Consider the following 26,597-nt stretch of genomic DNA (forward strand, 5'->3'; position numbering starts at 1 on the left):
TGCTCCGCGATGTGGCTGCTGCGGCAGCTGTCATCATCACCGGATGACGGGTGAGCAGCTACCGGCAGGGTGGACTCTGGAGGAGATCCGTAGCGTTTCCGGAGACCGGGAGGCGACGGCGCTCGACAGCGATCGCAGTGTGACGTGGCTGGGGTGGCCGGCGGAGGACGAACGGCTCTGCCCGGAAATCGTCCTGGGGTTTCATGGACTGTGCTTGGTGAAGCCCGTCGGCGATGACGACTGGTACATGGGAAGTCTGAACGACGACGGCAGTGTCGACTGTTGGAAGCGCCTACGGTGATTTCTACGAGGCGCTTCGCGGTCTGTAGTGGCGGAGGCAGCTGGTGCGACGTCAGTTGTCTTCTGGTGCCCTGGGAGGCGTGTGTGCGTGTGCGCTCCCCAGGGCACCACGGCACAGGGGTCCGGGCTGCCCGTTGGGATGGGTTCAGGCGTTGGGGCGCTTGCCGTGGTTGGCGTTCTTCTTCTTGCGGGCGCGGCGCTTGTTTCCTCGCTTGGCCATGACGTGCCTCCCTCACCTGGGGTTTTCGGGCCTCCGTCAGTTTAGGTTCGGTCCGTCCCGGTCGCATCAGCGGTATTGCCGAGGGCCTCGATGAGCCAGGTGAAGGCCGGTGTCGGGTTGTCCGGGGGTGGCCAGGAGTTGATTACGGCGAGCAGGTGGAGGTAGCGCCCGCGGCGGGGGTCGTTCGCCGTTTCCAGGAAGGTCGGCAGGTGGTGGTCGGTGGTGCGGGCGTACTCGGTTGTGATCGCCCTGACGATGGGGGTGGCCTGGGGTGATGTCGGGGCGATGCCCGCTCGCAGGGCCGGGGTGACGTGCTCGCGGATCATCGCGGCGGGGTCGGGCCGGGTGAGGTCGGTTGTTACGTGTTCGGCCAGGCGCCGGAAGAGGGCGGCGAAGTCCGGGTCCTGGGTCAGTTCGGCCAACTCGATCCAGGCTTCTACCTGTTCGGTGTCGGGGTGCTCGGGCAGCTCCGGGGTCATCGAGCGCATGATTCCGGCGAACCCCGGCGCGGCGTCCGGGCCGCCGAACGCGGCGTCGAGGAAGTCGTCGATCAGGTGTCGGCGTTCGTTCTCGGAGAGCCTGGCCAGTTCGTGCATGGGTTCCAGCTCCTCAGGTGTGGACCCGCGCCTGGCCGCCGCCGTCAGCACCGCGCGCCGCATCCGCAGCGTACGGATCTGCACCGTCAGCGCCTGGGCGTGCGCCGCGGCGACCTCGGGGAGCGAGAGTTCGCGGTCGGCGACCTTCCGGATCGTGGGAAGGTCCAGTCCCAGTTCGCGCAGCGTCCGGACCAGGCGGAGGCGTGCGACGGCGTCGGGGTCGTAAAGGCGGTAGCCGGCCGGGCTGCGGTCGGCAGGGGGCACGATCCCGCGGTCGGAGTAGAACCGGATGGTCTTCACCGACAGCCCGGTCTGCCTGGCCAGATCCCCGATCGGGAGGAGCGCGTCGCCGTTCATGTCCGCAACTCTTGAGCCTCCCCCTGCGGGAGAGTCAAGCCCCGGCCCGCCGTAACGTGTCCTGGTCACGTCAGCACCATCCCAGGGGGGATACATGTCGTACGGCTATCCGCCGCCCCAGCCCGGTCAGGAGCCCCAGCCCGGTCAGCAGCCTCAGCAGCCACCGTCGCCGTATGCGCAGTGGCCGCAGCCCGGTCCCGGGGCGTACGGCTATCCGCAGCCGCCGAGGAAGTCCCGTACCGGGCTGATCGTCACGCTGTCCGTGGTCGGCGGGGTGGCCGTCCTGCTGGCGCTCGGTGTGCTTATCGCCGTGACGAGCGGCGGCGGCCCGTCGTCGACGGCCGAGTCGAAGCCGTCGGCGGTGGAGTCCACGAAGAGCGAAGCACCCGAGCCGGAAGACGCATCCGATGCGCCCACCGAGCTGCCGGCTCTCGAAGGCACGGACGCCGAGGGCGATGTGCGGATCACCCGGTGCGAGGTGGACTCGTTGACCGAGTGGCCGGACGCGGACGTGGAGATCGTGAACCACTCCGATACCCAGGCGTCCTACATCGTGTCCGTGGAGTTCGTGGACGGGGACGGTACGCGCCGGGCCTCGGGGCTGGCGACGGCCACCGATCTGGCGGCGGGGAAGAAGTCGGTCCAGAAAGCCCAGGGGCTGGGGAAGGTCCCGGGCAAGATGACGTGCAAGGTCTCGAAGGTGACGCGGCTTCCTTCGTCGTAGCCGGCGGTCGCTGGAGGTGCGGGGCGGTTTCCCGGATCCGCGCCCCGCCCGCGATCCGGGTGATCCGAGCGGTCCGAGACTTCACCCGTATGGGTGCGTTTGAGTGGTAGCGCGGGACGGCGGCACGCAGGGTCGTTGCTGTCCCGCACTTTCGATCCGGCCAAGGAGTTTCGATGGCTCACACAGCGCCCGCACCCGGTCCGGCCGGTTCCGCCGGCCAGGGGGACATCAACCCCTGGGCAGCCAGCGGAATCATTTTTGCCGGTGTTCTGCTGCTCGTCGACGGTGTGCTCGGAGTGATCAAGGGCATCTCCGGTATCGCCACCGACGATGTCTACGCGCACGTCAGGAACTACACCTTCAAGTTCGATGCGACCTCCTGGGGATGGATCCACCTCGTCCTCGGCATCGTGCTCGGAGTCGTCGGCTGGAGCATCCTCAAGGGTGCCGGCTGGGCGCGTGCCACGGGTGTGGTGATCGCCGCCATCAACCTGATCATCAACTTCGTCTGGCTGCCGTACCAGCCGGTCTGGGCGATCGTCTCCATCGCCATCGACGTGTTCGTGATCTGGGCCCTGTGCACGGAGCGCTCGAAGGCGGTCATCTGAGCGGTCGTCCGAGGGGAAGCGCGGTGTCGGGAGGAGGTGGCAGAGGTGGAACCCGGCGCACAGGTGGAACCCGGCGCTCTCGTCGCTCTTGCCGCTGAGGCGTACGTCTACGGGTACCCGCTGGTCCGTGACCTGTCGGTGGTCGAGAGCTCCATGTACACGGGCTTCGGTCCGCTGCCGCCCACTCCCTTCAACCACTTCGCGCACGCGGGCCGATCGGCACCGCTCGGCCCGCCCCTGTCCGTCGACGACGACACCGTCCGTTCCATGGCCCACCTCGACCTCTCCGGCGGACCGGTGCTGCTGCACCTTCCCGACCCGGACGGCGCGGACGGCGTGTTCCAGTTCGTCGACACCTGGACCAACAACTTCGCGTACGTCGGCCGCCGCGCGGCCGGTACTCGGGCCGGTGACTGGCTCGTCGTTCCCCCGGGCTGGGCGGGCAGCGTGCCCGACGGGGTGCGCGGGGTCATCGACGCACCCACCTCCGTCGTCTCCGTCATCGGCCGCGGTGCCTGCGACGGCTCCGACGACCCGGAGCGGGTCCGCGCGTTCCGGGAACGGCTGACCGTCATATACGTCGAACCGGGTACGCACCGCACGGGGCTGCCCGCGCCCGACCCCGACGTACCGGAGCCGCTGCGGTTCTTCGAGCAGCTCAGGGTATGGATGGCCGACTTTCCGCCGGCCGCGCCCGACCAGGCGTATCAGGACCGGTTCCAGCCGCTGGGGCTGCTGGAGGAGGGGCCCTCGCCCTACACCGCCGCCGATCCCGCCCTCGTACGCGCGCTGACCGAGGGCCTGGCACGGGGCAGGGCGTGGGTGGAGGAGGCGAGCCGGGCCGCGGTGGCACGCGGGGGATGGGTGATGGATCCGCATCGCTACGACTACAACCTCGACCACCACGGCGTCGGAACCATCGACTCTCCTCAGTGGCGGATCGCCGACCGGGAGGCGTCCTACCGGGCCAGGGCGGTGGCGGCACGGAGCGCGCTGTGGGGCGTCCACGGCTACGAGGCGGTGTACGCCCACACCCTGAGCGACGCCGGGGGCGAGCAGCTGAACGGGGCCCATTCCTACGTGCTGCGCCTCGCGGGCCCACCGCCGGTCGGGTCGTCCTGGTCGCTGGCCGTGTACGACACGTCCGGCGACCGGCCCGTCGAGGCCCCGGGGGGTCGCCGCCCGGTCGGCGACCGGACCCCTGGCCTGGTGTACGGGGAGGACGGTTCGCTGACGATCCGGGTCCAGCGGGAGCGGCCGGACGACCCGGTCGCGGCGGCGAACTGGCTGCCCGCGCCCGACCGGGACTTCCGGTCCGTGCTCAGGCTCTGCGCGCCGGGGCCCGAGATCCTCGACGGCACGTACGAGATCCCCGCCCTCGAACGGATCCGGTGAAGGGAAGGGCGGTCGGGCAGGGGCGGCAGGGCCGGATCCGGGCGGTTGTCAGTGGCACGGGCCACACTTGAGACATGTGCCGCAGCATCAAGACCCTTCGCCCGCCCGCCATCCCCGAAGAGGCCTCCGAGGAGGAGATCCGGGCCGCCGCCCTGCAGTTCGTACGCAAGGTGTCCGGCTTCCGCGCTCCGGCCGCGCACAACCAGGAGGTGTTCGACCGGGCCGTCGACGAGATCACCGAGGCGACCGTCAGACTGCTGGACGGTCTGGAGATCAGGGGTGCGGTCAGGACGCCGTAGTGGCCGCGGCGGGCGCCGATGCCGCGGCGGCCGCTTCCGCCGCCGGTCGGCGCACGAGGTACGCGGCCAGGGCGCCCGCCACGAACAGGGCGAGGACCGAGACGGCCGTGGCCACCCACGTCGCGCCGAGCCACTGGCCGCCGAAGTAGCCGAGGCCCACGCTGTAACCGGCCCATGCCACGCCCGCCAGGGCCGACCAGGGCAGGAATTCCTTGACCTTGCGATGCGCGGCGCCCGCGCCCAGGGAGACCACCGAGCGTCCGGCCGGGGCGAAACGGGCGATGATGACGAGGATGCCGCCGCCCCGGGCGAGGGCGGCCCCGAGGCGTTCCTGCGCGGAGGTGAGGCGGCGGGAGCGGGCGATGGCCCGGTCCAGGCGCTCCCCGCCGCGCCAGGCCAGCCGGTACGCGACGAGGTCACCGAGCACCGAGGCGGTGGCCGCACAGAGGATCAGGGCGAGGAGCGAGGGGACCTCGGTCACCTGCTCGGCGGCGGCGCCCGCGCCCGCGACGGTCGTCGAACCGGCGGCGGCAGCCGTGGCGGCGGTGATCACCAGGACCCCGCTGGGCAGCAGGGGCAGAAAGACGTCCAGGAGCACCGAAAGGGCGACCACGGCGTAGATCCATGGGCTGCCGGTCAGCGCGCCCACACTCTCAAGCACCTACTACTCCCCGATTCGGAACAACGCCGCGACGTCGCAGGGGAGCGGCAGGAGCGGCAGGGTCAGCTGTACAGCGTACGCCTGGCGTTAATCCGGTGATCGACAAATGCGTGCGATGTTGGGAACCTCACGTACACCCGGAAATGGGAAGCCTCGGTTCCGGGCGCATGCCGGATGTACGTGAGGTACGGCCCGCGTGGGCGCGAGGAGCGGGCCCGCGCGGATCAGGCCGCGTGATGGCGGATCAGACCGTGACGGGCGGTGCCTGCTCGGGTGTGCGGTCCTTGTCGTGCTCCGTGCTGCCCCGGCCGAACAGCCGGTCCAGGGCCAGTGCGCCGGAGCCGGTGAAGACCAGCAGCAGGAACGCCCAGCAGAAGACGGCCGAGGGCTCGCCGCCGTTCTGCAGCGGGAACAGCGCCTCGGGCTGGTGGACCTTGAAGTACGCGTACGCCATGGAACCGGAGCAGATCAGGGCGGCGACACGGGTGCCGAGCCCGAGTGTCACGAGGGTGCCGCCGACGAGCTGGATGACCGCCGCGTACCAGCCGGGCCAGGTGCCGGCGGGTATGGAGCCGCCGTTCATGGCGCCGCCGAGGACGCCGAAGAGCGAGGCGGCGCCGTGGCAGGTGAAGAGCAGGCCGATGACGATCCGGAAGAGGCCGAGTGCGTAGGGCTGAGCCTGGTTCAGGCGTGTGTGCATGGGGGGAGGGCTCCTTCGGTCTGTGGGGACGTGAACCGATTGAGTGCCTCAGATTAGGGAAACCTCACCAATGCTTGCAAGTTCAACATTCTGCCGACCGGCTGAAAATCGCCCCGTGGTTCTCGGCCGGGCTTGGGTTCGGCGCCGTCTTCAACTGCGAACCTCCCTCCTTCACCTTGGCCTGAACCAATGGCGGCGCAGCTTTCCGGCCACGCGGGGTCGGGGGCATGAGCTGGTCGGCGAACGTGATCCGCCGTTCCTGTGCCACTGGGCCGGTGATGCGCCCGTCCCGCCCGCGCCGCGCGAGCGGCCTGTTGATCCGCCGTCCCGCCCGGCTCCGGCCGAAGCGGAAGCCGGTCCTGGGTGGTCCGGGGGGCGAGTGGTGCAGGGGTGGGCAGGTCAGCCGCGGGGTGTGGGCCTCGGGGGCGCCGCCCGGCGTCGGGGCGGGGCGTACGGGCTCCGCGATGCGCGCGTGGCGCACAACGTCCGACAGCGCACAAACCGTCGCCGGGGCCTCCGGACCTCGGCCCGCCCGCCGGACCGGCTCCGCCGGCGCCCGGAAGGATTCGGGGAAGGCCGCCCAATGTCCCAGGTCGGAGCGCCGGTGCGGCTTCTCGCCGAGGCGCGCGCGGCGTCCCCGGTGCCTGTCGCGCTCACCGCGACACAGCGCCGTGCTCCACCGCTCCGCACAGTGGACCAATGACGGCAGGACTCCACGGCGGCGGGGTGCCGATGGCGAGATCGCCGTACGGGCCGGGGTCGGCAAGGGCCTCCTCGCGGGCTTGGCGGGCTTCCTTCGTGTCGGGCGTCGGCGCCCGGCGCTCGCCGGGCTCGCGGGCCGCACGGGGGTCGGCCGGGACCCGCCGTACTCGGCCGAAAACACGCCGGTGGCTCCGGCGCGTGCGGTGGGGGAGGGGCCCGCGAGGGAGAGGCCCGCGCGTACGGGTACGGAGCCGTGCGGCATGCACGGCTCCGTACGGTACGGAACTGCGGCGGAGGGTCGGCCGGTTCCGCTCAGCAGCCGTTCAGGACGGACTGCAGGGCGCTCTTCTCGGCCGGGTCGACGGTCAGGTCGTAGTAGTGCTTGACGTGCACCCAGGCACGCGCGTACGTGCACTTGTACGCGGTGAGCGAGGGCATCCACTCGGCCGGGTCCTTGTCGCCCTTGGCCTGGTTGACGTTGTCCGTGACCGCGATGAGCTGCGGGCGCGTCAGGTCGTTGGCGTACGCCTGCCGCTCGGCGGTCGTCCAGCTGCTGGCGCCCGACCGCCAGGCCTCGGCGAGCGGGACCATGTGGTCGATGTCCAGATCGGATGCGGCGGTCCAGGTGGCGCCGTCGTACTCCGAGTACCAACTGCCGCTGACGGCGGCGCAGCTGGAGTCCTGCTGCACGTTCGTGCCGTCGCGCTCAAGGACGACCTCGCGGGTGTTGCAGGCGCCCGACTGGGTGATCCAGTGCGGGAACTTGTCGCGGCTGTAGCCGGTCGACGAGCCCTCCGCCGAGACGGTCAGCTGGCTCAGGTAGGTGCGGGCGGTCGAGGCGGAGACCGGGGTGGGCATGGCCGCCTGGGCGGTGGGGGCGGTGAGCAGACCGGTGGTTGCGGCGAAGGCGGCGGATGCGGCGACGACGGCGATGCGACGCGCGTAGACACCAGACATGCGAACTCCCTTGATGTGGGGGGACCTTGGACGGTGACCCGTGGGGCCCGGCCATCGTGGCGGCGCCAGGTTTCCGTGGGGTGGGCACCAGGTAACAGAGTGGCGACATGGGCACGTCACATCAAGGGTTCTGACGAACAGGTCTGGAGCATGGGGGCGTACGTCCGCATCTGCGCGGGCGCACAGGCTGACGCGGCGACAATTCGGCGATGGCTGCGGCCGATTCGCGCGAGGGGTCCGAAGGGGCCGGTCGTAGGGTTGCGGCGTGCTGCTACCGGTCGACATCACGCTGGGGGTCGTGCTCGCCGTGCTGCTCGCGGCGGCGGCCGCGGTCGCCGCTCTGGCCTCGCTCGGCCGGTCGCGCGAGATTCTGCTGGCCGGGCTGCGGGCCGCGGCCCAACTCGCCGCGGTTTCCCTGCTCATCGGCTGGGTGGTCCGTTCGCTGCCGGCGCTGCTCGCGTTCGTGGTGCTGATGTACGCCGTGGCGGTACGGACCGCGGGCCGCCGGATCACCCGCAATCGCACCTGGTGGTGGGCGGCTCTGCCGATCGGGGCGGGGGTCGCGCCGGTGGTCGCCCTGTTGCTGCTCACGGGGCTCGTCCCGGTCCGGGGCATCGCGCTGATCCCGGTGACCGGCATCCTCATCGGCGGTGCGCTGACCGCGACCGTGCTCGGCGGGAGGCGGGCGCTGGACGAGCTGACGACCCGGCGCGGGGAGGTGGAGGCGGGTATGGCGCTCGGGCTGCTCGACCGTGACGCGCGGCTGGAGATCGCCCGGCCCGCGGCGTCGGACGCGCTGCTGCCGGGGCTCGATCAGACCCGGACGGTGGGGCTCGTGACCCTGCCGGGGGCCTTTGTGGGCATGCTGCTGGGCGGCGCCTCACCGGTGCAGGCGGGTGCCGTGCAGTTGTTCGTACTGGTGGCCCTGATGGCCGTGCAGGCGGTGGCCGTCACGACCGTGCTCGAACTCGTGGCACGGGGCCGGCTGCACCGGACGTGAGGCCCGACCGGCCAACGGTACGGGTACGGGTGAAGGGCCGGGGCCACCCCCCGCAGGGCTATCGCGCGCTGATGTGCAGCCGGATCGAGCCGTCCGGTGCTGCTTCCACCCGGACCTGCGTCAGGTCGTCGACGTGCGCGTCGGGGGAGAGTGCCGCGGCGCGCGGGCCGACGCCCACGACCCGCATGCCCGCCGCCCGGCCCGCCGCGATGCCCGCCTCCGAGTCCTCGAAGACGACGCAGTCCGCCGGGGTGAAGCCCAGCTCGGCCGCGCCCTTGAGGAAGCCCTCGGGGTCCGGCTTGCTGGCGCCGACGCTCTCGGCGGTGACGCGGACGGCGGGCATCCGCAGGCCCGACGCGGTCATCCGGGTCCGGGCCAGCGCCTCGTCGGCGGAGGTGACCAGGGCGTGCGGCAGTGCGGCGATCGCATCCATGAAGGCGGGCGCGCCGCCGATCGGTACGACGCCGTCGGTGTCGGCGGTCTCCTCCGCGAGCATGGCCCGGTTGTCCGCGTAGTTCTGCTCCATCGGGCGGTCCGGGAGGAGCACCGCCATGGTGGCGTACCCCTGCCGTCCGTGGACGACCTTGAGCGCGGCCTCGGGGTCCAGCCCCTCACGCAGTGCCCAGCGCCGCCAGCAGCGCTCCACGACGGCATCGGAGTTCACCAGGGTGCCGTCCATGTCCAGGAGGAGGGCGCGGGCGGTGAGGACGGTGGCCGGCATGGGCGGGCTCCAGGGCGCGGGGGAGCGAACGCGCCGGGACGCGCGGACGCGGGAAGGAGAACAAGCAGCCTCGCCCGCCGGTCAGGGGGTGGCGGGCGGAGGCTACTTTGTTCCATCACGATACAAAAACCTGTCCGAGAAAGCCAATTCTTCCGTTCCGGGTGGCCGGGATGGCCTGCCCGGGAGGCCGGGGCGGCTCGCTCGGGTGGTCGGGGCGGCCCGTCCCAGGTGTCAGGAGGGCCCCCGGCCCGTCGTCTCCGCCTCCAGCGCACGCCGGGTGCCGGGTCCGTACACCCCCGGAGGGTCGCCCTCGATGGCCTTGTACGACTGGTAGACGCTCACCGCGTGCTCGACCTGGTTCGAGTAGTCGCCGTCGTCGCGCCCGTGGTACAGCCAGACCTCCGCCAGACGGCGCTGGAGCTCGGCCACCGCGGGACCCTGGTCGCCTCGGCGCAGCGTGGGCCCGGCCAGGGGTGCGGGGGGCGGGGCGGTCGACGGGGGAGTGCTCGCGGTGCGCGAGGGCGTGGGGGAGGGCGGCTGCGAGGAGGCGGACGCGGAGGAGGACGGCGAGGTGCTTACCGAGGGCGAAGCAGAGGCCGGTGCGGATGGCGATGCGGAGGCCGATGCGGAGGGCGAGGGCGATGTGGGGGCCGATGCCGACTCCGTTGCGGGGGTGCTCGCCTCGGGTGCGTCGACCGTCGTGCCGGGCAGAGCCTGCCGCCGGTCCGCGTCCCCGTTGTCGCCCCCGCCGAGCAGCCCGCTCGCGAATGCGGCCGTTCCCACCGCGGCGACCAGGGCCGCTCCCACGGCGACGGCCGCGAAGGGGCGGCGACGCCGTGGCCCGCCGGGCTCCTCGCCGGGTTCGACGGGCGGCGCGAGGGCGGTGGCGCCGGATGCCCCGAGAGGATCGAAGGGGTCGGTGGGACTGGCAGGACCGGCTGGATCGGCAGGACCGGCTGGATCGGTGGCGTCCGGCAGTGGTCCCGCCGTCGCCGGGCCGAGGAAGAGCGGCATCGTCGTGGCCGCGTCCTCCGGAAGACGGTGTGGTCCCCGTTCCTCCGGTCGTTCGTCGACATCGGCCGGAGCCGTGTCGTTCCCCAGCGTCACGTACGGCCGTATCCGCAACGGATCGAAGTCCTCGGCGGCCGCCGTCTCCGCCCGGTCGGCCGCCGACCGCTCGGTCCGGTGCTGCTCGGCGGCCAGATACTGCTCGGCGGCCCGCTGCGCCGCCTGCCGTCCGCACACGCACCCGGTGTCGGATCTTCCGTCAGGTCTCGCGTCGGGTCTGCTGTCCATACCGCACTCCGGGCATATATGTCCGGTCATTGTGGGTCCCTCCCCTTGAATGCCCTGCGATTATGCAGCTCGCTGCCGGAATGCCCAACGGCGTACCGAAACGTGACACCCGGTCCGGATCGGGGCGCGGCACTCGGCCCGACCCTGTAACGGTGCTCAGCAGGCCGTAACGGCACGAAAAGGCCAGGATGGGGATGTAGCGGACCCGAGGAGATGTTCCATGGCCCAGCATCCGAGCCCCCCGGCACCGACCCCGGCCCCCGGCGAGCGCTCCACGCGGTCGGTCCTCGTGGCCATCGGTGCGCTGCTCCTCGGCATGCTCCTGGCCGCACTCGACCAGACCATCGTCTCCACCGCACTGCCGACCATCGTCAGCGACCTCGGCGGACTGGAACATCTCTCCTGGGTGGTCACGGCCTATCTGCTGGCGTCGACCGCCGCGACCCCGCTCTGGGGCAAGCTCGGCGACCAGTACGGCCGCAAGAAGCTCTTCCAGGCCGCCATCGTCATCTTCCTGATCGGGTCGGCGCTCTGCGGAATCGCCCAGAACATGCCGCAGCTCATCGGCTTCAGGGCCCTTCAGGGACTCGGCGGCGGCGGTCTCATGGTGCTCTCGATGGCGATCGTCGGCGATATCGTCGCGCCGCGCGAACGAGGCAAGTACCAGGGCCTGTTCGGCGCGGTCTTCGGCGCGACGAGCGTCCTCGGACCGCTCCTCGGCGGTCTGTTCACCGAGCACCTCAGCTGGCGATGGGTCTTCTACATCAACCTGCCGATCGGCGTCGTGGCGCTGCTCGTGATCGCCGCCGCGCTGCACATCCCGGTCCGCGGTACGAAGCACACCATCGACTACCTCGGCACCTTCCTCATCGCCTCCGTCGCCACCTGCTTGGTGCTCGTCGCCTCGCTCGGCGGCACCACCTGGGCCTGGGGCTCGGCGCAGATCATCGGTCTCACCGTCCTGAGCGTGCTGCTGCTGATCGCCTTCGTGTTCGTCGAGCGCCGGGCCGCCGAACCCGTCATCCCGCTGAAGCTCTTCCGGATCAGGACCTTCACCCTCGTCGCCGTCATCAGTTTCGTCGTGGGCTTCGCGATGTTCGGCGCCATGACCTACCTGCCGACCTTCCTCCAGGTGGTGCACTCCATCTCGCCGACGATGTCCGGTGTGCACATGCTCCCGATGGTGCTGGGCCTGCTCCTCACCTCGACCGCGTCCGGACAGATCGTCAGCCGCACCGGCCGCTGGAAGGTCTTCCCGATCGCGGGCACCGGCATCACCGCGATCGGACTGCTGCTCCTGCACCGGCTCACGGAGACCAGCAGCACCTGGCAGATGAGCATCTACTTCTTCGTCTTCGGTGCCGGGCTCGGCCTGGTGATGCAGGTGCTGGTGCTGGTCGTGCAGAACGCCGTCACGTACGAGGACCTCGGCGTCGCCACCTCCGGAGCCACTTTCTTCCGCTCCATCGGCGCCTCGTTCGGCGTCGCCGTCTTCGGCACGATCTTCACCAACCGGCTCACCGACAAACTGGCCGCGGCGCTCGCCGGCCGGCCGCTGCCCCCAGGGGCCGGCGTGGGCGGGCTGGCCTCCGACCCGCGCGCCATCGGGCAACTGCCGCCCGCGCTGCGGCCCGCGGTGCTGCACGCGTACTCGACATCGATCACGGACGTGTTCCTGTACGCGGCTCCCGTCGTGCTGATCGCCTTCGTCTTCGCCTGGTTCCTCAGGGAGGACAAGCTGCGCGGCTCGGTGACCGCTCCGGAGCCCACCGAGACCCTGGCGTCGAACCCGGTCGAGCGGTCCTCGTACGACGAATGCGCCCGCGCTCTCTCGGTGCTCGCCACGCGGGCGGGGCGCCGCGAGGTCTACGTGAAGATCACCGCGCGGGCGGGTTACGACCTGCTGCCCGCGGCGAGCTGGATGCTGCTGCGGATCCGGCGGCACGGCACGGTCGAACCGGCCATGCTCGCCGAGACCACCCCGGTGCCGCTGCGGGTGATCAGCGACGCGGCCCGTCAGCTGGAGGAACGCGGACTGGTGCGGCGCGAAGGCGTGCAACTGGTGCTCACCGAGGCCGGCTCGGAAGCGGTGGTGAAGCTCGCGGAGGCCCGTGAGGAGTCCATGGCCGAGCTGCTGGGCGACTGGTGGGGGCCGGACCGCCCGACCGATCTGGTCGGACTCGTGGAGGAACTGACCGCGGAGACGAACGGGTCGAGCAAGGAACGGCCGCACAGCCCCGAGCCGAAGCGGGATCACGCGGCCCCCGAACCCAGGCGGGACCACGCGACCTGAACCGGCCCCGTGAACCTACGGGTCGTACGGCTGTGAACCTACGCGTCGTACGGCCTCGCGGGCAGCTCCTTCGCGAACCAGTGCTCCGCGTACTGCCGCCGGTGGAACGCCGGGACCTCCCGATAGCCGTGCTTGGCGTACAACCCCCGTGCCTCGACCAGGTCATTGCGGGTGTCGAGCCGGAGCGTACGGATACCGAAGGAGCGCGCCGCGTTCTCGACGGCCGTCAGGAGCAGTCCGCCGCCGCCCGTGCCGCGGTGTCCGGGGCGTACGAACACCCGGGTCAACTCCGCGGTGTCCGCGTCCACCACCAGCAGTCCGGCGCAGGCCGCGGGCTTCCCGTCGAACCGGCCGACGACGAACTGGCCGGTGGGCGGGACGAGCCGGTCGGCCCCGTCGTCGGTGAGCCCCTCGTCGATCTCCTCGGCGGTGGCGGGCCGCCCCCAGTAGCGGCTGGCGACCTCGTCGTAGTAGTCGCGGCGCAACAGCGAGGCGTCGGAGGAGTCGAACGGTTCAGGGGCCAACGTCCAGGTCATGCCGGTCATTCTGACCGGAGCACGATCAGGGGATCCAGCGATTTGGCGGGCCCGGCCCCTCACCCCGTACACAAGTGTTCGGTTTCATCCGCCGGGGACGCGTCCGCCGACCCGGCGGCTCACCGCAGCGGCGGCGGGACCGTGACCGACGCCGGAGGCAGCACCGGACGCCGCCGCCGGGATCGCAGCACCAGCAGTACCGCGGTGACCGCCACCAGTACGGCCCCGAGCAGCGACAGCACCCAGGCGGGGATGCCGGCCACGGTCAGCAGCCGGTCCCGGTACTCCTTGGTCCGGTACGGGGTGTCGGCCTCGGCCGCGCGCAGTTGGTGATCGCCGTCGATCCGTTCCGGGTGCGGGAACGACTGCTCGATCGCGGTGAGGAACACCGGCTTCTCGCCCGTCAGCCGCCGAAGCGCCCCCGTGCCGTCCGCCACCGACCGGGGGTCGATCTCGCCCGCGTACGTCACCTCCGGCGCATCGCCGCCGATCGGGCCGCTCGGCTCCATCCGGTGCTCGGCGAGGACGTACAGGCCGAGTTGCTGCGGCGTCGAGGCGAGCTTCGACAGCCGCATCGGGTAGACCAGCCGGTCGCTCGCGAAACGCAGCCGCAGCGGGTCGAGCGTGCCGCCGAGCGGGCTGCCGCTGTCCCGGGGAGCGAGGCGGATCGCGACGTACTCCCACTTCTGGTCGACGTAGGGCTTCAGCGCCGTCGCCAGCCGGTCGGGCAGGTCGAAGCCGTTGTCCTCCAGCCATTTCTGCAGCGCATCCGGGTCGGTCGCGGCCAGCCGCGCCACATCGAACGGGCCGAGCCGTTCCCGGCCCACCACCTCGACCGCCGGGGCCCCGGCCGACGGAGCCCCGGCCCCGTCCCCGACGCTGCTGGAACCGGCGAACGGCCAGTCGTGGGAGCGGGGCCAGAAGTAGTGCCTGGTCACCAGCTCCGGCATGGTGAGGACGGAGAGCTCGGAGAAGAGACCGGGATCACCGAGCTCCACGCTCGCACGGTGCGGCACCGGCATGATCCAGGCCGCCTCGGGAGCGTCACCGCGGACCGTGAGCCGCATGACGATCTGCTCGGTCCGGCCGTCCCAGTCCACCACCGACGTCTCCCGGTCGACCGCGACCTGGGACTCCTTGCTCGGGACCATCGCTCCGCAGCCACAGGCGTACGCCGGGCTGATCAGCGACCCCAGCTGCAATGACACCAGCATCAGCAGCAGCGACAGCGCACGCACCAGCCACCCGCGCCCCTCACCCCGCACACTCCGCTTCACCCCTGCGCACTGCATGTACGGTCCGCCTCCCCCCGTGATCGACAACACGGGGGAAGGACGTGCGCACCGTGGATCCGGTTCCGGCCACGGTTCCGGTTCCGGCGGCCGGCGCGTTCCTCCTCCGCGGCCGGTGCGTTCGTCCGCCCGTGGTCCGGCGCGAGCGTTCGCCCGTGGTCCGGCGCAAGCGTTCGCCCGGACATTCGTTCGGGTAACGGCGGGAATGACCGTCAGGTGAACAGAAGGGTGATTGTGTCTACCTCGTAGTGCAATGCGATGGTTTGACGGCACGCCCGGACCGAGGGACGGGTACCTGAACGGCGGGAGGGTCGGTGCAGCGTGGCGAATGCGGAGCACGGTGTGCGAGGAGACACGGCGACGGGGGCGAGGACCGGGGCTGTCCGTGCTCTGCTCTGGCTGGTCGCGGCCGCACTGGCGGTACGGCAGATGGCGGTCGTGCTGCGGCAGCCGCCCGGCGAACGGCTCACCGATCCGACGACCTGGATCGGTGAGAACGGTGTCCTGCACGTGTCGGGCTCGCTGTACGACAGCGACCGGTTCACCGGCACCCCGTTCGCCGGGCTGGTGCTGAGACCGCTGACCCGCACCGCGGAACAGAGCCTGGGCGTCGCCTGGACCTTCGGCTCGCTGCTGCTCGTGGCCGTGCTGGGCATCGTCGCCGCCCGTGCGCTGCCGGGGCCGGTGTCCCGCCGCACCGCGCTGCTGGCCGCACCCGTCGCGATCAGCCTGCTGATGCTCTCGCTGCCGGTCCGTAACGCGCTGCACCTGGGGCAGACCAGCATCCTGCCGGTCCTGCTGGTGCTGCTGGGCTGTTTCGTGGTCCGCGGGGAACGCGCTCCGGGCATCCTGATCGGGCTGGCGGCCGCGCTCCAGCCGACCGTGCTGCTCTTCGCCGTGCTGCTCCGGCTGACCGGGCGCCGGCCGGCGGCGGTGACCGGGGGAGCGGTGTTCGCCGCCTGTACGGCGCTGGCCTGGGCCGCGATGCCGGGCGACTCGTGGACGTACTGGGTGCACCATGTCGCGGGCACCGGGCTCGGCGGCAGCGCGGACAGCCTCGCCAACCAGTCCCTGCACGGCGCCCTGCTCCGCTTCGGTCTCGCGGGCCCGCTGGAGATCGCGCTCTTCCTGGTGCTGGCGGCCACCGTCTGCTTCCTCGGGCTGCGCCGCGCCGCCCGGTACGCGAGCGACGGGCAGCTGCTGCTCGCCGTCGCCGTGACCGGCTGTGTCGCCGTCGCCGTCGCCGTCTCGCCGACCGCCTGGCGGTACCAGCTGCTGTGGGTGCTGCTCGCCGTGGTCGGCCGGGTCGGGAAGCGGGCCTCCGACCGACCGGTCTGGCCCGCGGTCGTGGTCCTCGTGCTCATTCTGCCGGGGGCGATACTGCTGCCGAACATCGAGGCGCTCTTCCCCGTACGCGACAACGTGCTGCTGATCGTCGCGCTCGCCGCGGCCTTCGCCGTGCCGTTCCTGCCGCGCACCTCGGAGTACTGGCAGCATCCCATTCCCACGGGCCACGCCGCCCCGGCCCCGGCCCGCTGGAGCCGCATCCCGCTGCTGCCGTTCTGGCGGCGGGTGCTGAGCCGGCCCAACCTGTTGCTCGAACTGCTCCTGATCCGGGCCGTGTACTCCGCGTACGCCCAGGTCAGGCTCGCGGCGACGGCCGGCCGCGGCACCGCCGAACACCACGGCCGCCAGATCCACGCCATCGAGCAGTGGCTGCACATCGACATCGAGCACCGGATCAACCACGCGGTCGTGAACGTCGGCTGGCTGAGGGGCTTCTTCGACCACTACTACTCGACGTTCCACTTCATCGTGCCGCTGGCGATCCTCGGTGTGCTCTGCGTACGGCGCCCCGCGGACTACCGCTGGGCCCGCAGCACCATCGGCTTCGCCACGCTGCTCGCGCTGGCCGGCTTCTGGCTCTACCCGCTGGCCCCGCCGCGCCTGATGCCGGGGCTCGGCTTCATCGACACGGTCCATGGCGTCCAGGACTTCGCGAAGCCGGACTACGGGAGCCTGACCGAGATGACCAATCAGTACGCGGCGATGCCCTCGCTGCACTTCGGCTGGTCGCTCTGGTGCGGTGTGGTCGTCGTCATGCTGGCCCCGAAGGCGTGGATGAAGGCGCTGGGGCTGCTGCATCCGCTGTTCACGGTCTCCGCGATCGTCGCCACGGCCAATCACTGGGTGCTGGATGCGGTGGGCGGAGCGGCCGTGGTCGCGCTCGGCTTCGGCCTCACCTATGTGCTGGCGGGGCCGCGGGCGCTGCGGCCGGTGGCCGTACCGGCGGCGGCAAAGCCGCGGGACGACCTGGAGCAGCTGGTGCCGGTGCCGGTTCCGCGGCCGACGGGCGAAGCGGTGAGCAGCAAGCAGCACTGAGCTTGCGGTGACCGCGCCGTGGCGGGCCGAGTCCTCGAAAGGGCCGATTCCTTGAAAGAGCCGAGTCCGTGAAAGGGCCGAAGGGGTGCCCGGACGAACACATCGTCCTGACACCCCTTCGGCGTGGATCGCCGCCTGACCAGCATCCGCCCTTCCGGCCCGGTCCGCCACTCGAACGGCTCAGGAGCCGGTCGGGCCCAGGGCCCAGGTGGCGAGGGAGAGCGTGGCCATGGAGACCACCGTCGAGGCCACCACGGCATTGCGGGCCACCCGGGTGTCCAGGCCGTACTGCTGGGCGTAGATGAAGGCGTTCTGAGCGGTCGGCAGCGCCGAGCAGAGCACCACGGCGAGCAGTTGGTGCTCCGGCAGATGCAGCAGCGGGCCGCCGACGGCGTAGGCGATCAGGGGCTGGACCAGCGTTTTGAGCGCCACCGCCACGACGACCTCGGCACGCGCCGTGCACCGCGCGCCCTCCGTACGCACCGCGACGCCCGTGCGCCGCGCCACCTCCGTACGCACCGCGACGCCTGTACGCGCCGCGCCCTCCGCAGGCACCGGCTGTGCCGCGTTCCGTGCGGGGTCCGCCGAATCGGCGGCGGCCGGGCGGGCGTTCAGGGACAGGCCCAGCGTGATCAGGGCCGTCGGTACGGCGGCGGCGCCGAGCAGATCGCAGGAGTGGGCGAGGGCGTGCGGCAGCCGCAGCCCGAGCGCGGACACGGCCACCCCGAGCAACGAGGCCATGATGATGGGATTGCGGACCGGCATGGTCAGCATCCGCCGGAACACGACGGCCTTCCCCGAACCCGGCTTTGTACCCGCACCCGTCCCCGTGTCCAGCAGCGTCAGGATCACCGGAGAGACCAACAGGACCTGGAACAGGATGATCTGGGCGACGAACGACGCGTCACCGAGCACCTGGACCGCCACCGGAATGCCGAGATTGGCGGAGTTGACGTAGCCCGACGCCATGCTGCCGATCGCCCGGTCGGCCGTTCCCCGGCCGAAGAGGCGCCCGGCCGCCAGGAATCCGAGACCGCAGACCAGCGCGGTACCCGCGGCGAAGGCCACCATCGAGGAGTTGGCGAAGGAGTTCAGCCTTGCCCCCGAGACCATGGTGAACAGGGCGGCGGGCATGGCCACATGGAAGACGAACCGGCCGAGCACGGCCTCCGCCTGCTCACCGAGCAGCCCGCTGCGGCCGACCGCGTAACCGATCGCGGTGAGCATCCAGATGGGCGCGAAGGCGGAGAGCAGGGCGTGCATGCCCGCCATGATCCTCGCGCCGTTGTGCGCCTCCCGGGCGGGGGTTCAGCAGGGTTCGGCAGGAAGCGCGTTTCCGGGTACGGACGGCGGGGGCCGGGGCGTGAGGAATGAAGACCCCCGCCGTCCGGAACCGACGGCAGCGGTCAGCTCCCGGCGGAGATATCGGCACCGGCGGCGCTCGCGGCGGTGCTGACCTGGAGCTGCTTGATCCCGTTGAGCCACGCCGAGCGCAGCCGCCGGGGATCGTCGACCAGCCGCAGGTCGGGCAGTACGTCCGCGATCGCGTTGAAGATCAGGTTGATCTCCATCACGGCGAGGGACTTGCCGAGGCAGAAGTGCGGACCGCCACCACCGAAGCCGAGGTGGGGGTTGGGGTCGCGGGAGATGTCGAAGGTCTCCGGGTTCTCGAAGACCTCGGGGTCGTTGTTGGCCGATGAGTAGAACAGCCCGACCCGGTCGCCCTTCCTGATCCGCTGCCCGCCCAGTTCGGTGTCCTGGGTGGCGGTCCGCTGGAAGGAGACCACCGGGGTGGCCCAGCGGACGATCTCCTCGGCGGTCGTCTCCGGGCGCTCACGCTTGTACAGCTCCCACTCATCGGGGTGGGTGAGGAAGGCGTGCATGCCGTGGCTGATGGCGTTACGGGTGGTCTCGTTCCCGGCGACGGCGAGCAGGATCACGAAGAAGCCGAACTCGTCGGAGGAGAGGTTGCCTTCGCCCTCCGCGGCGACCAGCTGGGAGACGATGTCCTTGGCCGGGCACTCCTTGCGGGCGGCCGCCAGATTCATCGAGTACGAGACGATCTCCATGGCCGCCTCGGTGCCGACCTCCTCGGTGATCGCGTACTCGGGATCGTCGTACGCGGCCATCTTGTTGGACCAGTCGAAGAGTTTGGACCGGTCCTCCTGCGGTACGCCGATGAGTTCCGCGATCGCCTGGAGCGGCAGTTCGACGGCGATGTTGGTGACGAAGTCGAACGATCCGTCCTCGTCGGCGGCGGCGAGCGCGGTCTCGACGATCGAGCGGGCGCGGCTGCGCAGCGCCTGCTCCAGGGAGCGCACCGCCCGGGGCGTGAAGCCCCGCTGGACGATCTGACGGACCCGGGTGTGTTCGGGCGGGTCCATGTTCAGCATGATCAGCTTCTGGACGTCGATCTGGTCCCGGCTGATCGACTCGTTGAAGCGGATGACCGCGGTGTTGGTGTGCGAGGAGAACAGTTCGGGGTGGGTGGAGACGTACTTGACGTCCGCGTGCCGGGTGACGACCCAGTAGCCCTCGTCGTCGAAACCGGAGATGCCGGCCGGCTGGGTGCACCACCAGACCGGTGCGGTCTGCCGCATCCGTGCGAACTCCGGGTGCGGAATGCGGGCTTGGAGCAGATCGGGATCGGTGAAGTCGAACCCTTCGGGCAGATGGGGGCAGGGCATCGGCAACTCCAGGTCGGTCCGAGAGCCGTCCGGGCGTTGCCTGACGACCCATCAGAAGTTGACCGAAAGGTAGTAACGGGTTCTACAACTGGCAAGAGAGGCGGCCCGATCTGTTGCGTGAAGAGTGGATGAGGCCGGCATGAAGCGGGCGCGAGGTGCGTGCAGCACTCTTGCGTACCGGGGGTAAGCCTCATAAGACTGCTTGCAGAACTAGAACGCGTACTAGTTCCATCCGTGGGCGCCGGGACGCCCCTGCGGATGTGCGAGGAGAGGACGAGCTCATGGCCGCGGAACCCGTCATCGTCGAAGCCGTACGCACGCCCATCGGCAAGCGCGGAGGCGCGCTCGCCAATCTGCATCCCGGCTATCTGCTGGGCGAGACCTACCGAGAACTCCTCGGCCGCACCGGCATCCACGCCGACTGCGTCGAACAGATCGTCGGCGGCACCGTCACCCACGCCGGCGAACAGTCCATGAACCCCGCCCGCAACGCCTGGCTCGCCGTGGGCCTTCCGTACGAGACCGCCGCCACCACCGTGGACTGTCAGTGCGGTTCCTCGCAGCAGGCCTCCCACATGGTGGCCAACATGGTCGCGGCCGGAGTCATCGACGTCGGCATCAGCTGCGGCGTCGAGGCCATGTCGCGCGTGCCGCTGGGCAGCGGCTCCAAGCACGGACCGGGCAAGCCCTGGCCCGACGAGTGGAACGTCGACCTGCCCAACCAGTTCGAGGCCGCCGAGCGCATCGCCCGCAAGCGCGGACTGACCCGGGAGAACGTCGACTCGCTCGGGCTGATCTCGCAGGAGCGGGCCGCCGTCGCCTGGGCCGAGGAACGGTTCAAACGGGAGACGTACGCTGTCCAGGTGCCGACCACCGAGGAGGAACAGGCGGCCGGACAGGGCATGTGGCGCCTGGTCGACCGGGACGAAGGGCTGCGTGACACCACCATGGAGGGGCTCGGCCGGCTCAAACCGGTCATGCCCACCGCCATTCACACCGCGGGCAACTCCTCGCAGATATCCGACGGCGCCTGCGCGATCATGTGGGCCTCCAAACGGATGGCGCGCGCGCTCAAGCTCAAACCGCGCGCCCGCATCGTCGCCCAGGCCCTGGTCGGTTCGGACCCGCACTTCCACCTCGACGGGCCGATCGACGCGACCCGCGCGGTGCTCGGCAAGGCCGGGATGTCGCTCAAGGACATCGACATCGTCGAGATCAACGAGGCTTTCGCGTCAGTGGTGCTGAGCTGGACGCAGGTCTTCGGGCAGGACCTCGAAAAGGTCAACGTCAATGGCGGAGCCATCGCGCTCGGCCACCCGGTGGGCGCCACCGGGGCCCGGCTGATCACCACGGCGCTGCACGAACTGGAGCGCCGCGACAAGGAGTTCGCGCTCATCACGATGTGCGCGGGCGGCGCGCTGGCGACCGGGACGATCATCCAGCGGCTCTGACCCGGGCGTCGCCCCGCGGCTCCGCGGAGGGTGACCCCCGGCCCGGGGTGTTGTCAGGTGCACCCCGGGCCGGGGGCTCATGCCGATGTCGGCGCGGCGCGCCGCTGACTAGCGTCGCGGCCATGGAAAACGACAACAGGCGTACGGGGCATACGACTTGGCGCAAGCGGCGACGCATCGCCCGCCGGACGACGGCGGCCGCCGCGGTGATGGTCCTGGCCCTCGGCGTCGCGCCGGCCGTCGCACAACAGCCCCCGGGTCAACAGCCCGCCGGTCAACAGCCCGCCGGTCAACAGCCCGCCGGTCAACAGCCCGTAGGCGCACCCGGGGCACCGCACTCGGCCACCGCGTACGGCAGAGGAACCCTGCTGAGCGTCACCCCCGTGGCCGACCTCGACCGCGCGGACGTCGCCCGGTTCCTCGCCTCGGGCGGCATGGACACCGGCACCGTCCGCCACGGACTGCGCGCCTACCGCCTCAGCTACCGCACCGTCACCCCGCAGGGCGCACCCACCACCGGGACCGGCCTCCTCGTCCTGCCCAAGGGCGGCCCCCACCGTCTCGACCTGGTCTCCGACACCCACGGCACCATGGCCCACCGCGACTACGCACCCTCCGTCGGCGAGGGCTTCGGCCGCTTCGCTCCGTACCTCCACGCCTCGGCGGGCCGCGCCGTCGCCGCGCCCGACTACCTGGGCCTCGGCAAGGGCCCCGGACGCCACCCGTACATGGACACCAAGTCCTCCGTCACCGCCTCCGTCGACATGCTGAGGGCCACCCGCATCGCCGCGCAGCGCCTGGACCGGCCGCTCACCGGCGATGTGTACGCCAGTGGCTTCTCCCAGGGCGGCCAGGTCGCGATGGCTCTGGGCAAGGCCCTCGGCAACGGGGCGGACCGGCACTTCAGGCTCCGGGCCCTCGCCCCCGTATCGGGTCCTTACGACATCGAGCACGCGGAGACGCCCGCCCTGTTCGACGGCAGGGTCAACGACACCAGCGCCGTCTTCTACATGACGTACTACCTCACCGCGCAGAGCAGGCTGCACCCGCTCTACAAGGACCCGTCCGAGGCGTTCCGGAAGCCGTACGCCGCAATCGTCGACGACCTCTTCGACACCGGTCACACCGAGGAGGAGATCATTCCGGCGCTGCCCGCGACGCTGAAGGAACTGCTCACCGACGACTACTATCGCCGGCTCCAGCACCCCACCGGCGGTCTGCTGGCCGCGGCGCGCGCCCAGGACGGCAACTGCGCCTGGAAGCCGGACGTTCCGGTACGGCTCTACTCCTCGTCCGGCGACACCGATGTCCCGATCGCCAACGCCCGCCACTGCGCCGCCGATCTGGCCGCCCGGGGCGTCGACGCCCCGGTGATCGACCAGGGGCGGGCCGACCACAACACCACGTACCTGAAGTCGGGGCCGCAGCTCGTCCGCTGGTTCGACACGGTGGCCGCGCGGCGCTGAGCAGCGGGTCCGCGGGGCGCTGAGCAGCGGGTCCGCGGGGCGGGACGTCGGGGGAACCCCGGCCGGTCGTCCGGCCGGGGCGGCGTCGCCGGAGCGACGGGGCGCGTGTTCAGTACGGCACGTGGGTGGGGAAGGTGGCGGTGGGGCTGAACAGCGCCGCGTACCCCTCTTCGTGGTGGCGGCGGTGCCGCCCGGACCGGCTCACGTCCGCGACCGGGGTCGCGAGCGTGAGCACCCCGTCGTTGGCGAGTTCCTGTACGCGCATCAGCAGTGCCCGCACCTCCAGGCCGAGTTCGGCGGCCACCGTCTGCAGATCGAGGCCGGATTCCCAGCTCCACAGCAGTACGGAGTCCATGCTCGGCGACCAGATGACGGTGTTCTCCATCTCGGGCGGCGGAGCCGGTGACGGGATCGCGGCCGGGGCCTGGGCCGGGACGGGCTGCGGTACGTCCGGTGGCAGCACGGCGGTCTCGTCGGCCGGGGGCGGCACCGGGTACTCCGGTGCGGCGGGTGGCTCCACCGCCGATTCGCCCGGTGCCGTCGGGGATCGGCTCAGGAGTTCTTCGGCAAGGGACCGCGCGTCACTGCGCCCGACGGTGCGTCGCGCTAATCGCACTTCGCGTTCGTTGAGGCCCATCATGTCCGCGATCGATCCGTCGTCACCGACCGTGACGGCGAAAGCGGCTAGCGTTCTGCTCCGCTCCGCCTGCGTCTCGTCCAGCAACGCCTGCGCCTGACGCATGCGTTCGTCGCTGGCGCAGAAAGCTTCCGCTAGGACGGTGTGCCGCTCCCAGAATTCTCGTGGTTCCACGAGAGTGACAACGCGCCGGTGGTCGCCGGGAACGGGCGGACGCGCCCAAAGCGCCTAGATGGACTAATGAGTAATTAAGTTGGCCAAGTGATATCAAGTGCCCTATTCACTCGGGGGAGTTACCGGGCCGGGGGCAGGGTGACGGCTCCGGCCGGTGGCCGGGTACGGCCCGGCTACTACCCCGTGGAGGACCAAGGGCCGGTGGGAGCCCTCACTCGCCGGCGGCGTCGAATGTGACCTGGGCCTCGAAGGCGGCGCGGCGGGTGGCCCGGCGCAGCGCCTTCAGCAGCGGCGCGCCGACGGCCAGGGTGAGCACCACGGTGAGCGCTGCCCGTCCCAGGTCCCAGCCGAGCGACGTGGCCACGCAGTAGGCGAGGAAGCGGACCAGGTTGTCCGCCAGCGGATCCCCCGGGTGGAAGGAGATGCCCGAGCCGAGACCGGGCACGATCGTCCAGCCGGACAGGTTCATCACCGTGCCGTACGCGAACGACGCCACGAACCCGTACATCGCCAGCATCAGCAGCTCCGCGCGTCCGCGCAGCCGGTCCGGGCCCGGCAGCAGGCCCGCGCCCATCGCGAACCAGCCCAACGACAGCATCTGGAACGGCATCCACGGCCCCACCCCACCGGTGAGCAGCGCGGAGGCGAACATGGTCACCGAGCCGAGCACGAAGCCGAAGCCGGGCCCGAGCACCCGGCCACTCAGCACCATCAGGAAGAACATCGGTTCCAGCCCCGCCGTGCCCGCCCCCAGCGGGCGCAGCGCGGCGCCGACCGCGGCCAGCACCCCCAGCATCGCCACTGCCTTCGCGTCCAGGCCGGAGTCCGCGATCATCGCGACGACCACACCGACCAGCAGCGGCAGCAGCGCGACGAACAGCCACGGCGCGTCCTGGGAATGCGCCAGACCGGAGTCGGCGTCGGCCAGCAGCGGCCAGCCGAACGCGGCCGCACCGATCGCGCCGATGAGGACGAGCGCGGCGATCGCGCGCGGCCCCAGCCGTACCGGCCGGACCTGCCGGCCGCTCATGACGTGGTCTCCAGCGCGGCGCGCACCTGTGTCACGGTCAGCCACTCCTGCGGGGCGAGGATCTTCGCGGTCTGCGGGGCGAACGCCGGGGACGAGACCACCACCTGCCGGGTCTCGCCGTCCGCGACGGTCTCCCCGTCGGCGAGGATCACCACCCGGTGCGCCAGTTCGGCGGCGAGCTCCACATCGTGCGTGGCCAGGACGATCGCATGCCCCTGGGCCGCGAGGCTGCCGAGCACCCCGACCAGCCGGGCCTTCGCCGCGTAGTCCAGGCCGCGGGTCGGCTCGTCCAGGAGCAGCAGCGGGGGCCGCGCGGTCAGCACGACGGCCAGGGCGAGCGCGAGGCGCTGGCCCTCGGAGAGATCGCGGGGGTGGGTGTCGTCCGGTACGCCGGGCAGCAGTTCGGAGACCAGGGCCCGGCAGCTGCCGGGGGCGGCGCCCGCGTCGCTGTCGGCCGCGGCGCACTCGGCGGCGACGGTGTCCGCGTACAGCAGATCGCGGGGCTCCTGCGGTACGAGGCCGACCCGGCGCACCATCTCGCGAGGCTGGGTGCGGTGCGGGGTCCGGCCGCCCACGAGGACGGTGCCGGTGGTGGGCTCGACCATGCCGACGAGGGTGGCCAGCAGGGTGGACTTGCCCGCACCGTTGCGCCCCATGAGGGCGACGGTCTCGCCGGGGGCGACGGTGAGCGTCACCCGGCGCAGCGCCTCGACCCGCCCGCGCCGTACGCCGAGCCGCTCGACCCGGGCCGTGGCGTCGACGGCCGGCTCGGGAGCGGCGTCGGTCCGCGCCCCGCGCCCCAGCAGCCGGGCCAGGACACCGGGCCGCACGGGGGAGGGGGCGAGGGGCGACAGGGCAGGAACGGTCACCGGCTCCGGAACGGGCGCCCGCACCGACGCGAGCCGCTCGCGCAGCTCCGCCGACCGGCGCCGGGCATCGCGGACCGAGAGCGGCAGCGGCTCCCACCCCGCGAGCCGGCCCAGCGCGACGACCGGCGGGTGGACCGGGGAGACGGCCATGATGTCCGAGGGCGCGCCCATGACCGGGGCGGCGCCCGGCGACGGCAGCAGGACGACCTGGTCCGCGTACTGCACGACCCGTTCCAGCCGGTGCTCCGCCATCAGCACCGTCGTACCCAGGTCGTGCACCAGCCGTTGCAGCACGGCGAGGACCTCCTCGGCCGCCGCCGGGTCCAGCGCGGACGTCGGCTCGTCAAGGACCAGGACCTTCGGATGCGGGGTGAGGACGGAACCGATCGCGACCCGCTGCTGCTGGCCGCCGGAGAGCGTGGCGATCGGCCGGTCGCGCAGCCCGGCCAGACCCAGCAGGTCCAGGGTCTCCTCGACCCGCCGCCGCATCACGTCGGGGGCCAGGCCCAGCGACTCCATGCCGTAGGCCAGCTCGTCCTCGACCGTGTCGGTGACGAAGTGGGAGAGCGGGTCCTGGCCCACCGTGCCGACCAGATCGGCGAGTTCACGTGGTTTGTGGGTACGGGTGTCGCGCCCGTCGACCGTGACCCGGCCGCTCAGCGTGCCGCCGGTGAAATGCGGCACCAGGCCCGAAACGGCACCCAGCAGCGTCGACTTGCCGACCCCGGACGGACCGACGAGCAGCACCAACTCGCCCTCCGGAACGGTCAGATCGACCCCGGAGAGGGTGGGACGCTCCGCCCCCTCGTACCGCACCGAGACCTGCTCGAACCGGATCACTGGATCTCCTTGGAATTCGGGGCGCCCGTCGACGGCGGCACCGGCGCCACCACCGCGGGCAGCAGCCCGATCAGCACAGTGGCGGCGGGCCACAGCGGAAGCACCGGCGCGACCAGCGGTACGACTCCGGGGTGCAGCGCCGCCTCGTCGACACCGCTCGCCCAGATCATCGCCACCGCCACCGCGACACCCGAACCCGCCACCAGCCAGGCCCGCGCCCCCCACCGGTCGGGCCGGTAGCGGGTACGGACCGAGCGGGCCCCGCCGAGCCGCAGCCCGGCCGGCGCGGCGACGAGCCCGGCGATCAGATGTCAGCCGGGCCTTCGTCGTCCGGGCCGCCGCCTACAGGCGGCGGCCCGGCTTCTCTTGCGTTCCTAGAGTTGGCGCCATTGGGTGCCGACCTG

The 26,597-nt window shown here is 71.5% G+C and carries 23 protein-coding genes and 1 pseudogene; 10 read left to right on the forward strand and 14 right to left on the reverse strand.

Annotation, left to right across the window (positions count from 1 at the left end; translation table 11 throughout):
- Window positions 1–43: 43 nt before the first annotated feature.
- A complete protein-coding gene (locus ABZY11_RS06100) occupies window positions 44–301 on the forward strand; it encodes a hypothetical protein (protein WP_356477960.1) in 258 nt (85 codons plus the stop codon).
- A 260-nt stretch (window positions 302–561) separates the two neighbouring features.
- Here ABZY11_RS06100 and ABZY11_RS06105 read toward each other — a convergent pair whose 3' ends face one another.
- Window positions 562–1,473 (reverse strand): MerR family transcriptional regulator, encoded by a 912-nt coding sequence (locus ABZY11_RS06105; protein WP_356477961.1) that lies wholly within the window; start codon window positions 1,471–1,473, stop codon window positions 562–564.
- 94 nt (window positions 1,474–1,567) lie between these two features.
- Between ABZY11_RS06105 and ABZY11_RS06110 the strand changes: the two genes are divergently transcribed.
- The 4 genes from ABZY11_RS06110 (at window position 1,568) to ABZY11_RS06125 (ending at window position 4,499) form a co-directional block, all read left to right on the forward strand.
- Entirely contained in the window at window positions 1,568–2,197 is a 630-nt protein-coding gene (locus ABZY11_RS06110; protein ID WP_356477962.1) for a hypothetical protein, read from the forward strand.
- 173 nt (window positions 2,198–2,370) lie between these two features.
- Window positions 2,371–2,805 (forward strand): hypothetical protein, encoded by a 435-nt coding sequence (locus tag ABZY11_RS06115; protein ID WP_356477963.1) that lies wholly within the window; start codon window positions 2,371–2,373, stop codon window positions 2,803–2,805.
- Window positions 2,806–2,850: 45 nt separating this feature from the next.
- Window positions 2,851–4,200 carry a DUF1254 domain-containing protein gene (locus tag ABZY11_RS06120; RefSeq protein WP_356477964.1) on the forward strand — a complete coding sequence of 450 codons (1,350 nt, stop codon included), beginning with the start codon at window positions 2,851–2,853 and terminating at the stop codon, window positions 4,198–4,200.
- 74 nt (window positions 4,201–4,274) lie between these two features.
- Window positions 4,275–4,499 (forward strand): DUF2277 domain-containing protein, encoded by a 225-nt coding sequence (locus tag ABZY11_RS06125; protein ID WP_356477965.1) that lies wholly within the window; start codon window positions 4,275–4,277, stop codon window positions 4,497–4,499.
- On the opposite strand, the gene ABZY11_RS06130 is transcribed toward ABZY11_RS06125, so the two are convergent.
- The 3 genes from ABZY11_RS06130 to ABZY11_RS06140 all read right to left on the reverse strand — a co-directional run bounded on the left by ABZY11_RS06130 (window position 4,486) and on the right by ABZY11_RS06140 (window position 7,519).
- Window positions 4,486–5,160 (reverse strand): VTT domain-containing protein, encoded by a 675-nt coding sequence (locus tag ABZY11_RS06130; RefSeq protein ID WP_356477966.1) that lies wholly within the window; start codon window positions 5,158–5,160, stop codon window positions 4,486–4,488. The two genes, ABZY11_RS06125 and ABZY11_RS06130, sit on opposite strands and share 14 nt — an antisense overlap.
- A gap of 244 nt (window positions 5,161–5,404) precedes the next feature.
- Window positions 5,405–5,860 (reverse strand): DoxX family protein, encoded by a 456-nt coding sequence (locus ABZY11_RS06135; protein ID WP_356477967.1) that lies wholly within the window; start codon window positions 5,858–5,860, stop codon window positions 5,405–5,407.
- A 1,014-nt stretch (window positions 5,861–6,874) separates the two neighbouring features.
- Entirely contained in the window at window positions 6,875–7,519 is a 645-nt protein-coding gene (locus tag ABZY11_RS06140) for an HNH endonuclease family protein (protein WP_356477968.1), read from the reverse strand.
- Between the two features lie 265 nt (window positions 7,520–7,784).
- Between ABZY11_RS06140 and ABZY11_RS06145 the strand changes: the two genes are divergently transcribed.
- Window positions 7,785–8,519, forward strand: a complete 735-nt coding sequence (locus tag ABZY11_RS06145) for an ABC transporter permease (protein ID WP_356477969.1) — start codon at window positions 7,785–7,787, stop codon at window positions 8,517–8,519.
- Between the two features lie 58 nt (window positions 8,520–8,577).
- Here the strand turns inward: ABZY11_RS06145 and ABZY11_RS06150 are convergent, their stop codons facing one another.
- Window positions 8,578–9,240, reverse strand: coding sequence for an HAD-IA family hydrolase (locus tag ABZY11_RS06150; RefSeq protein ID WP_356477970.1), 663 nt, complete (start codon window positions 9,238–9,240; stop codon window positions 8,578–8,580).
- Window positions 9,241–9,471: 231 nt separating this feature from the next.
- Window positions 9,472–10,566, reverse strand: a complete 1,095-nt coding sequence (locus ABZY11_RS06155) for a peptidoglycan-binding protein (RefSeq protein WP_356477971.1) — start codon at window positions 10,564–10,566, stop codon at window positions 9,472–9,474.
- A gap of 190 nt (window positions 10,567–10,756) precedes the next feature.
- Here ABZY11_RS06155 and ABZY11_RS06160 point away from each other — a divergent pair, with 190 nt between their 5' ends.
- Window positions 10,757–12,829 (forward strand): MDR family MFS transporter, encoded by a 2,073-nt coding sequence (locus ABZY11_RS06160; protein ID WP_356477972.1) that lies wholly within the window; start codon window positions 10,757–10,759, stop codon window positions 12,827–12,829.
- Window positions 12,830–12,867: 38 nt separating this feature from the next.
- Here ABZY11_RS06160 and ABZY11_RS06165 read toward each other — a convergent pair whose 3' ends face one another.
- Entirely contained in the window at window positions 12,868–13,365 is a 498-nt protein-coding gene (locus ABZY11_RS06165; protein ID WP_356477973.1) for a GNAT family N-acetyltransferase, read from the reverse strand.
- 119 nt (window positions 13,366–13,484) lie between these two features.
- Window positions 13,485–14,579 (reverse strand): DUF2330 domain-containing protein, encoded by a 1,095-nt coding sequence (locus ABZY11_RS06170; protein WP_356477982.1) that lies wholly within the window; start codon window positions 14,577–14,579, stop codon window positions 13,485–13,487.
- A 468-nt stretch (window positions 14,580–15,047) separates the two neighbouring features.
- Between ABZY11_RS06170 and ABZY11_RS06175 the strand changes: the two genes are divergently transcribed.
- Window positions 15,048–17,039: a bifunctional glycosyltransferase 87/phosphatase PAP2 family protein gene (locus ABZY11_RS06175; RefSeq protein ID WP_356477983.1), complete on the forward strand. Its 1,992-nt coding sequence runs from the start codon at window positions 15,048–15,050 to the stop codon at window positions 17,037–17,039.
- A gap of 180 nt (window positions 17,040–17,219) precedes the next feature.
- Here the strand turns inward: ABZY11_RS06175 and ABZY11_RS06180 are convergent, their stop codons facing one another.
- Window positions 17,220–18,311 carry an AEC family transporter gene (locus ABZY11_RS06180; protein WP_356477974.1) on the reverse strand — a complete coding sequence of 364 codons (1,092 nt, stop codon included), beginning with the start codon at window positions 18,309–18,311 and terminating at the stop codon, window positions 17,220–17,222.
- Window positions 18,312–18,445: 134 nt separating this feature from the next.
- Window positions 18,446–19,726 carry a cytochrome P450 gene (locus tag ABZY11_RS06185; protein WP_356477975.1) on the reverse strand — a complete coding sequence of 427 codons (1,281 nt, stop codon included), beginning with the start codon at window positions 19,724–19,726 and terminating at the stop codon, window positions 18,446–18,448.
- Between the two features lie 281 nt (window positions 19,727–20,007).
- Here ABZY11_RS06185 and ABZY11_RS06190 point away from each other — a divergent pair, with 281 nt between their 5' ends.
- Together ABZY11_RS06190 and ABZY11_RS06195 are read left to right on the forward strand one after the other, a co-directional pair.
- On the forward strand, window positions 20,008–21,177 hold the full coding sequence (locus ABZY11_RS06190) for a steroid 3-ketoacyl-CoA thiolase (protein ID WP_326765407.1): 1,170 nt from the start codon (window positions 20,008–20,010) through the stop codon (window positions 21,175–21,177).
- Between the two features lie 122 nt (window positions 21,178–21,299).
- On the forward strand, window positions 21,300–22,643 hold the full coding sequence (locus ABZY11_RS06195) for an alpha/beta hydrolase (protein WP_356477976.1): 1,344 nt from the start codon (window positions 21,300–21,302) through the stop codon (window positions 22,641–22,643).
- Between the two features lie 109 nt (window positions 22,644–22,752).
- On the opposite strand, the gene ABZY11_RS06200 is transcribed toward ABZY11_RS06195, so the two are convergent.
- The 4 genes and pseudogenes from ABZY11_RS06200 to ABZY11_RS06215 form a co-directional block, all read right to left on the reverse strand.
- Window positions 22,753–23,385, reverse strand: coding sequence for a hypothetical protein (locus ABZY11_RS06200; protein WP_356477977.1), 633 nt, complete (start codon window positions 23,383–23,385; stop codon window positions 22,753–22,755).
- A 280-nt stretch (window positions 23,386–23,665) separates the two neighbouring features.
- A complete protein-coding gene (locus ABZY11_RS06205; RefSeq protein WP_356477978.1) occupies window positions 23,666–24,484 on the reverse strand; it encodes an ECF transporter S component in 819 nt (272 codons plus the stop codon).
- Entirely contained in the window at window positions 24,481–26,193 is a 1,713-nt protein-coding gene (locus tag ABZY11_RS06210) for an ATP-binding cassette domain-containing protein (protein ID WP_356477979.1), read from the reverse strand. Before ABZY11_RS06210 ends, ABZY11_RS06205 begins: the two co-directional genes overlap by 4 nt.
- A pseudogene (locus ABZY11_RS06215) lies at window positions 26,190–26,501 on the reverse strand (energy-coupling factor transporter transmembrane protein EcfT); the annotation flags it as partial. The pseudogene ABZY11_RS06215 and the gene ABZY11_RS06210, both read right to left, overlap by 4 nt.
- Window positions 26,502–26,597: the final 96 nt, after the last annotated feature.

Source organism: Streptomyces sp. NPDC006510, from assembly GCF_040611955.1.
In the GTDB taxonomy this organism is placed as follows: domain Bacteria; phylum Actinomycetota; class Actinomycetes; order Streptomycetales; family Streptomycetaceae; genus Streptomyces.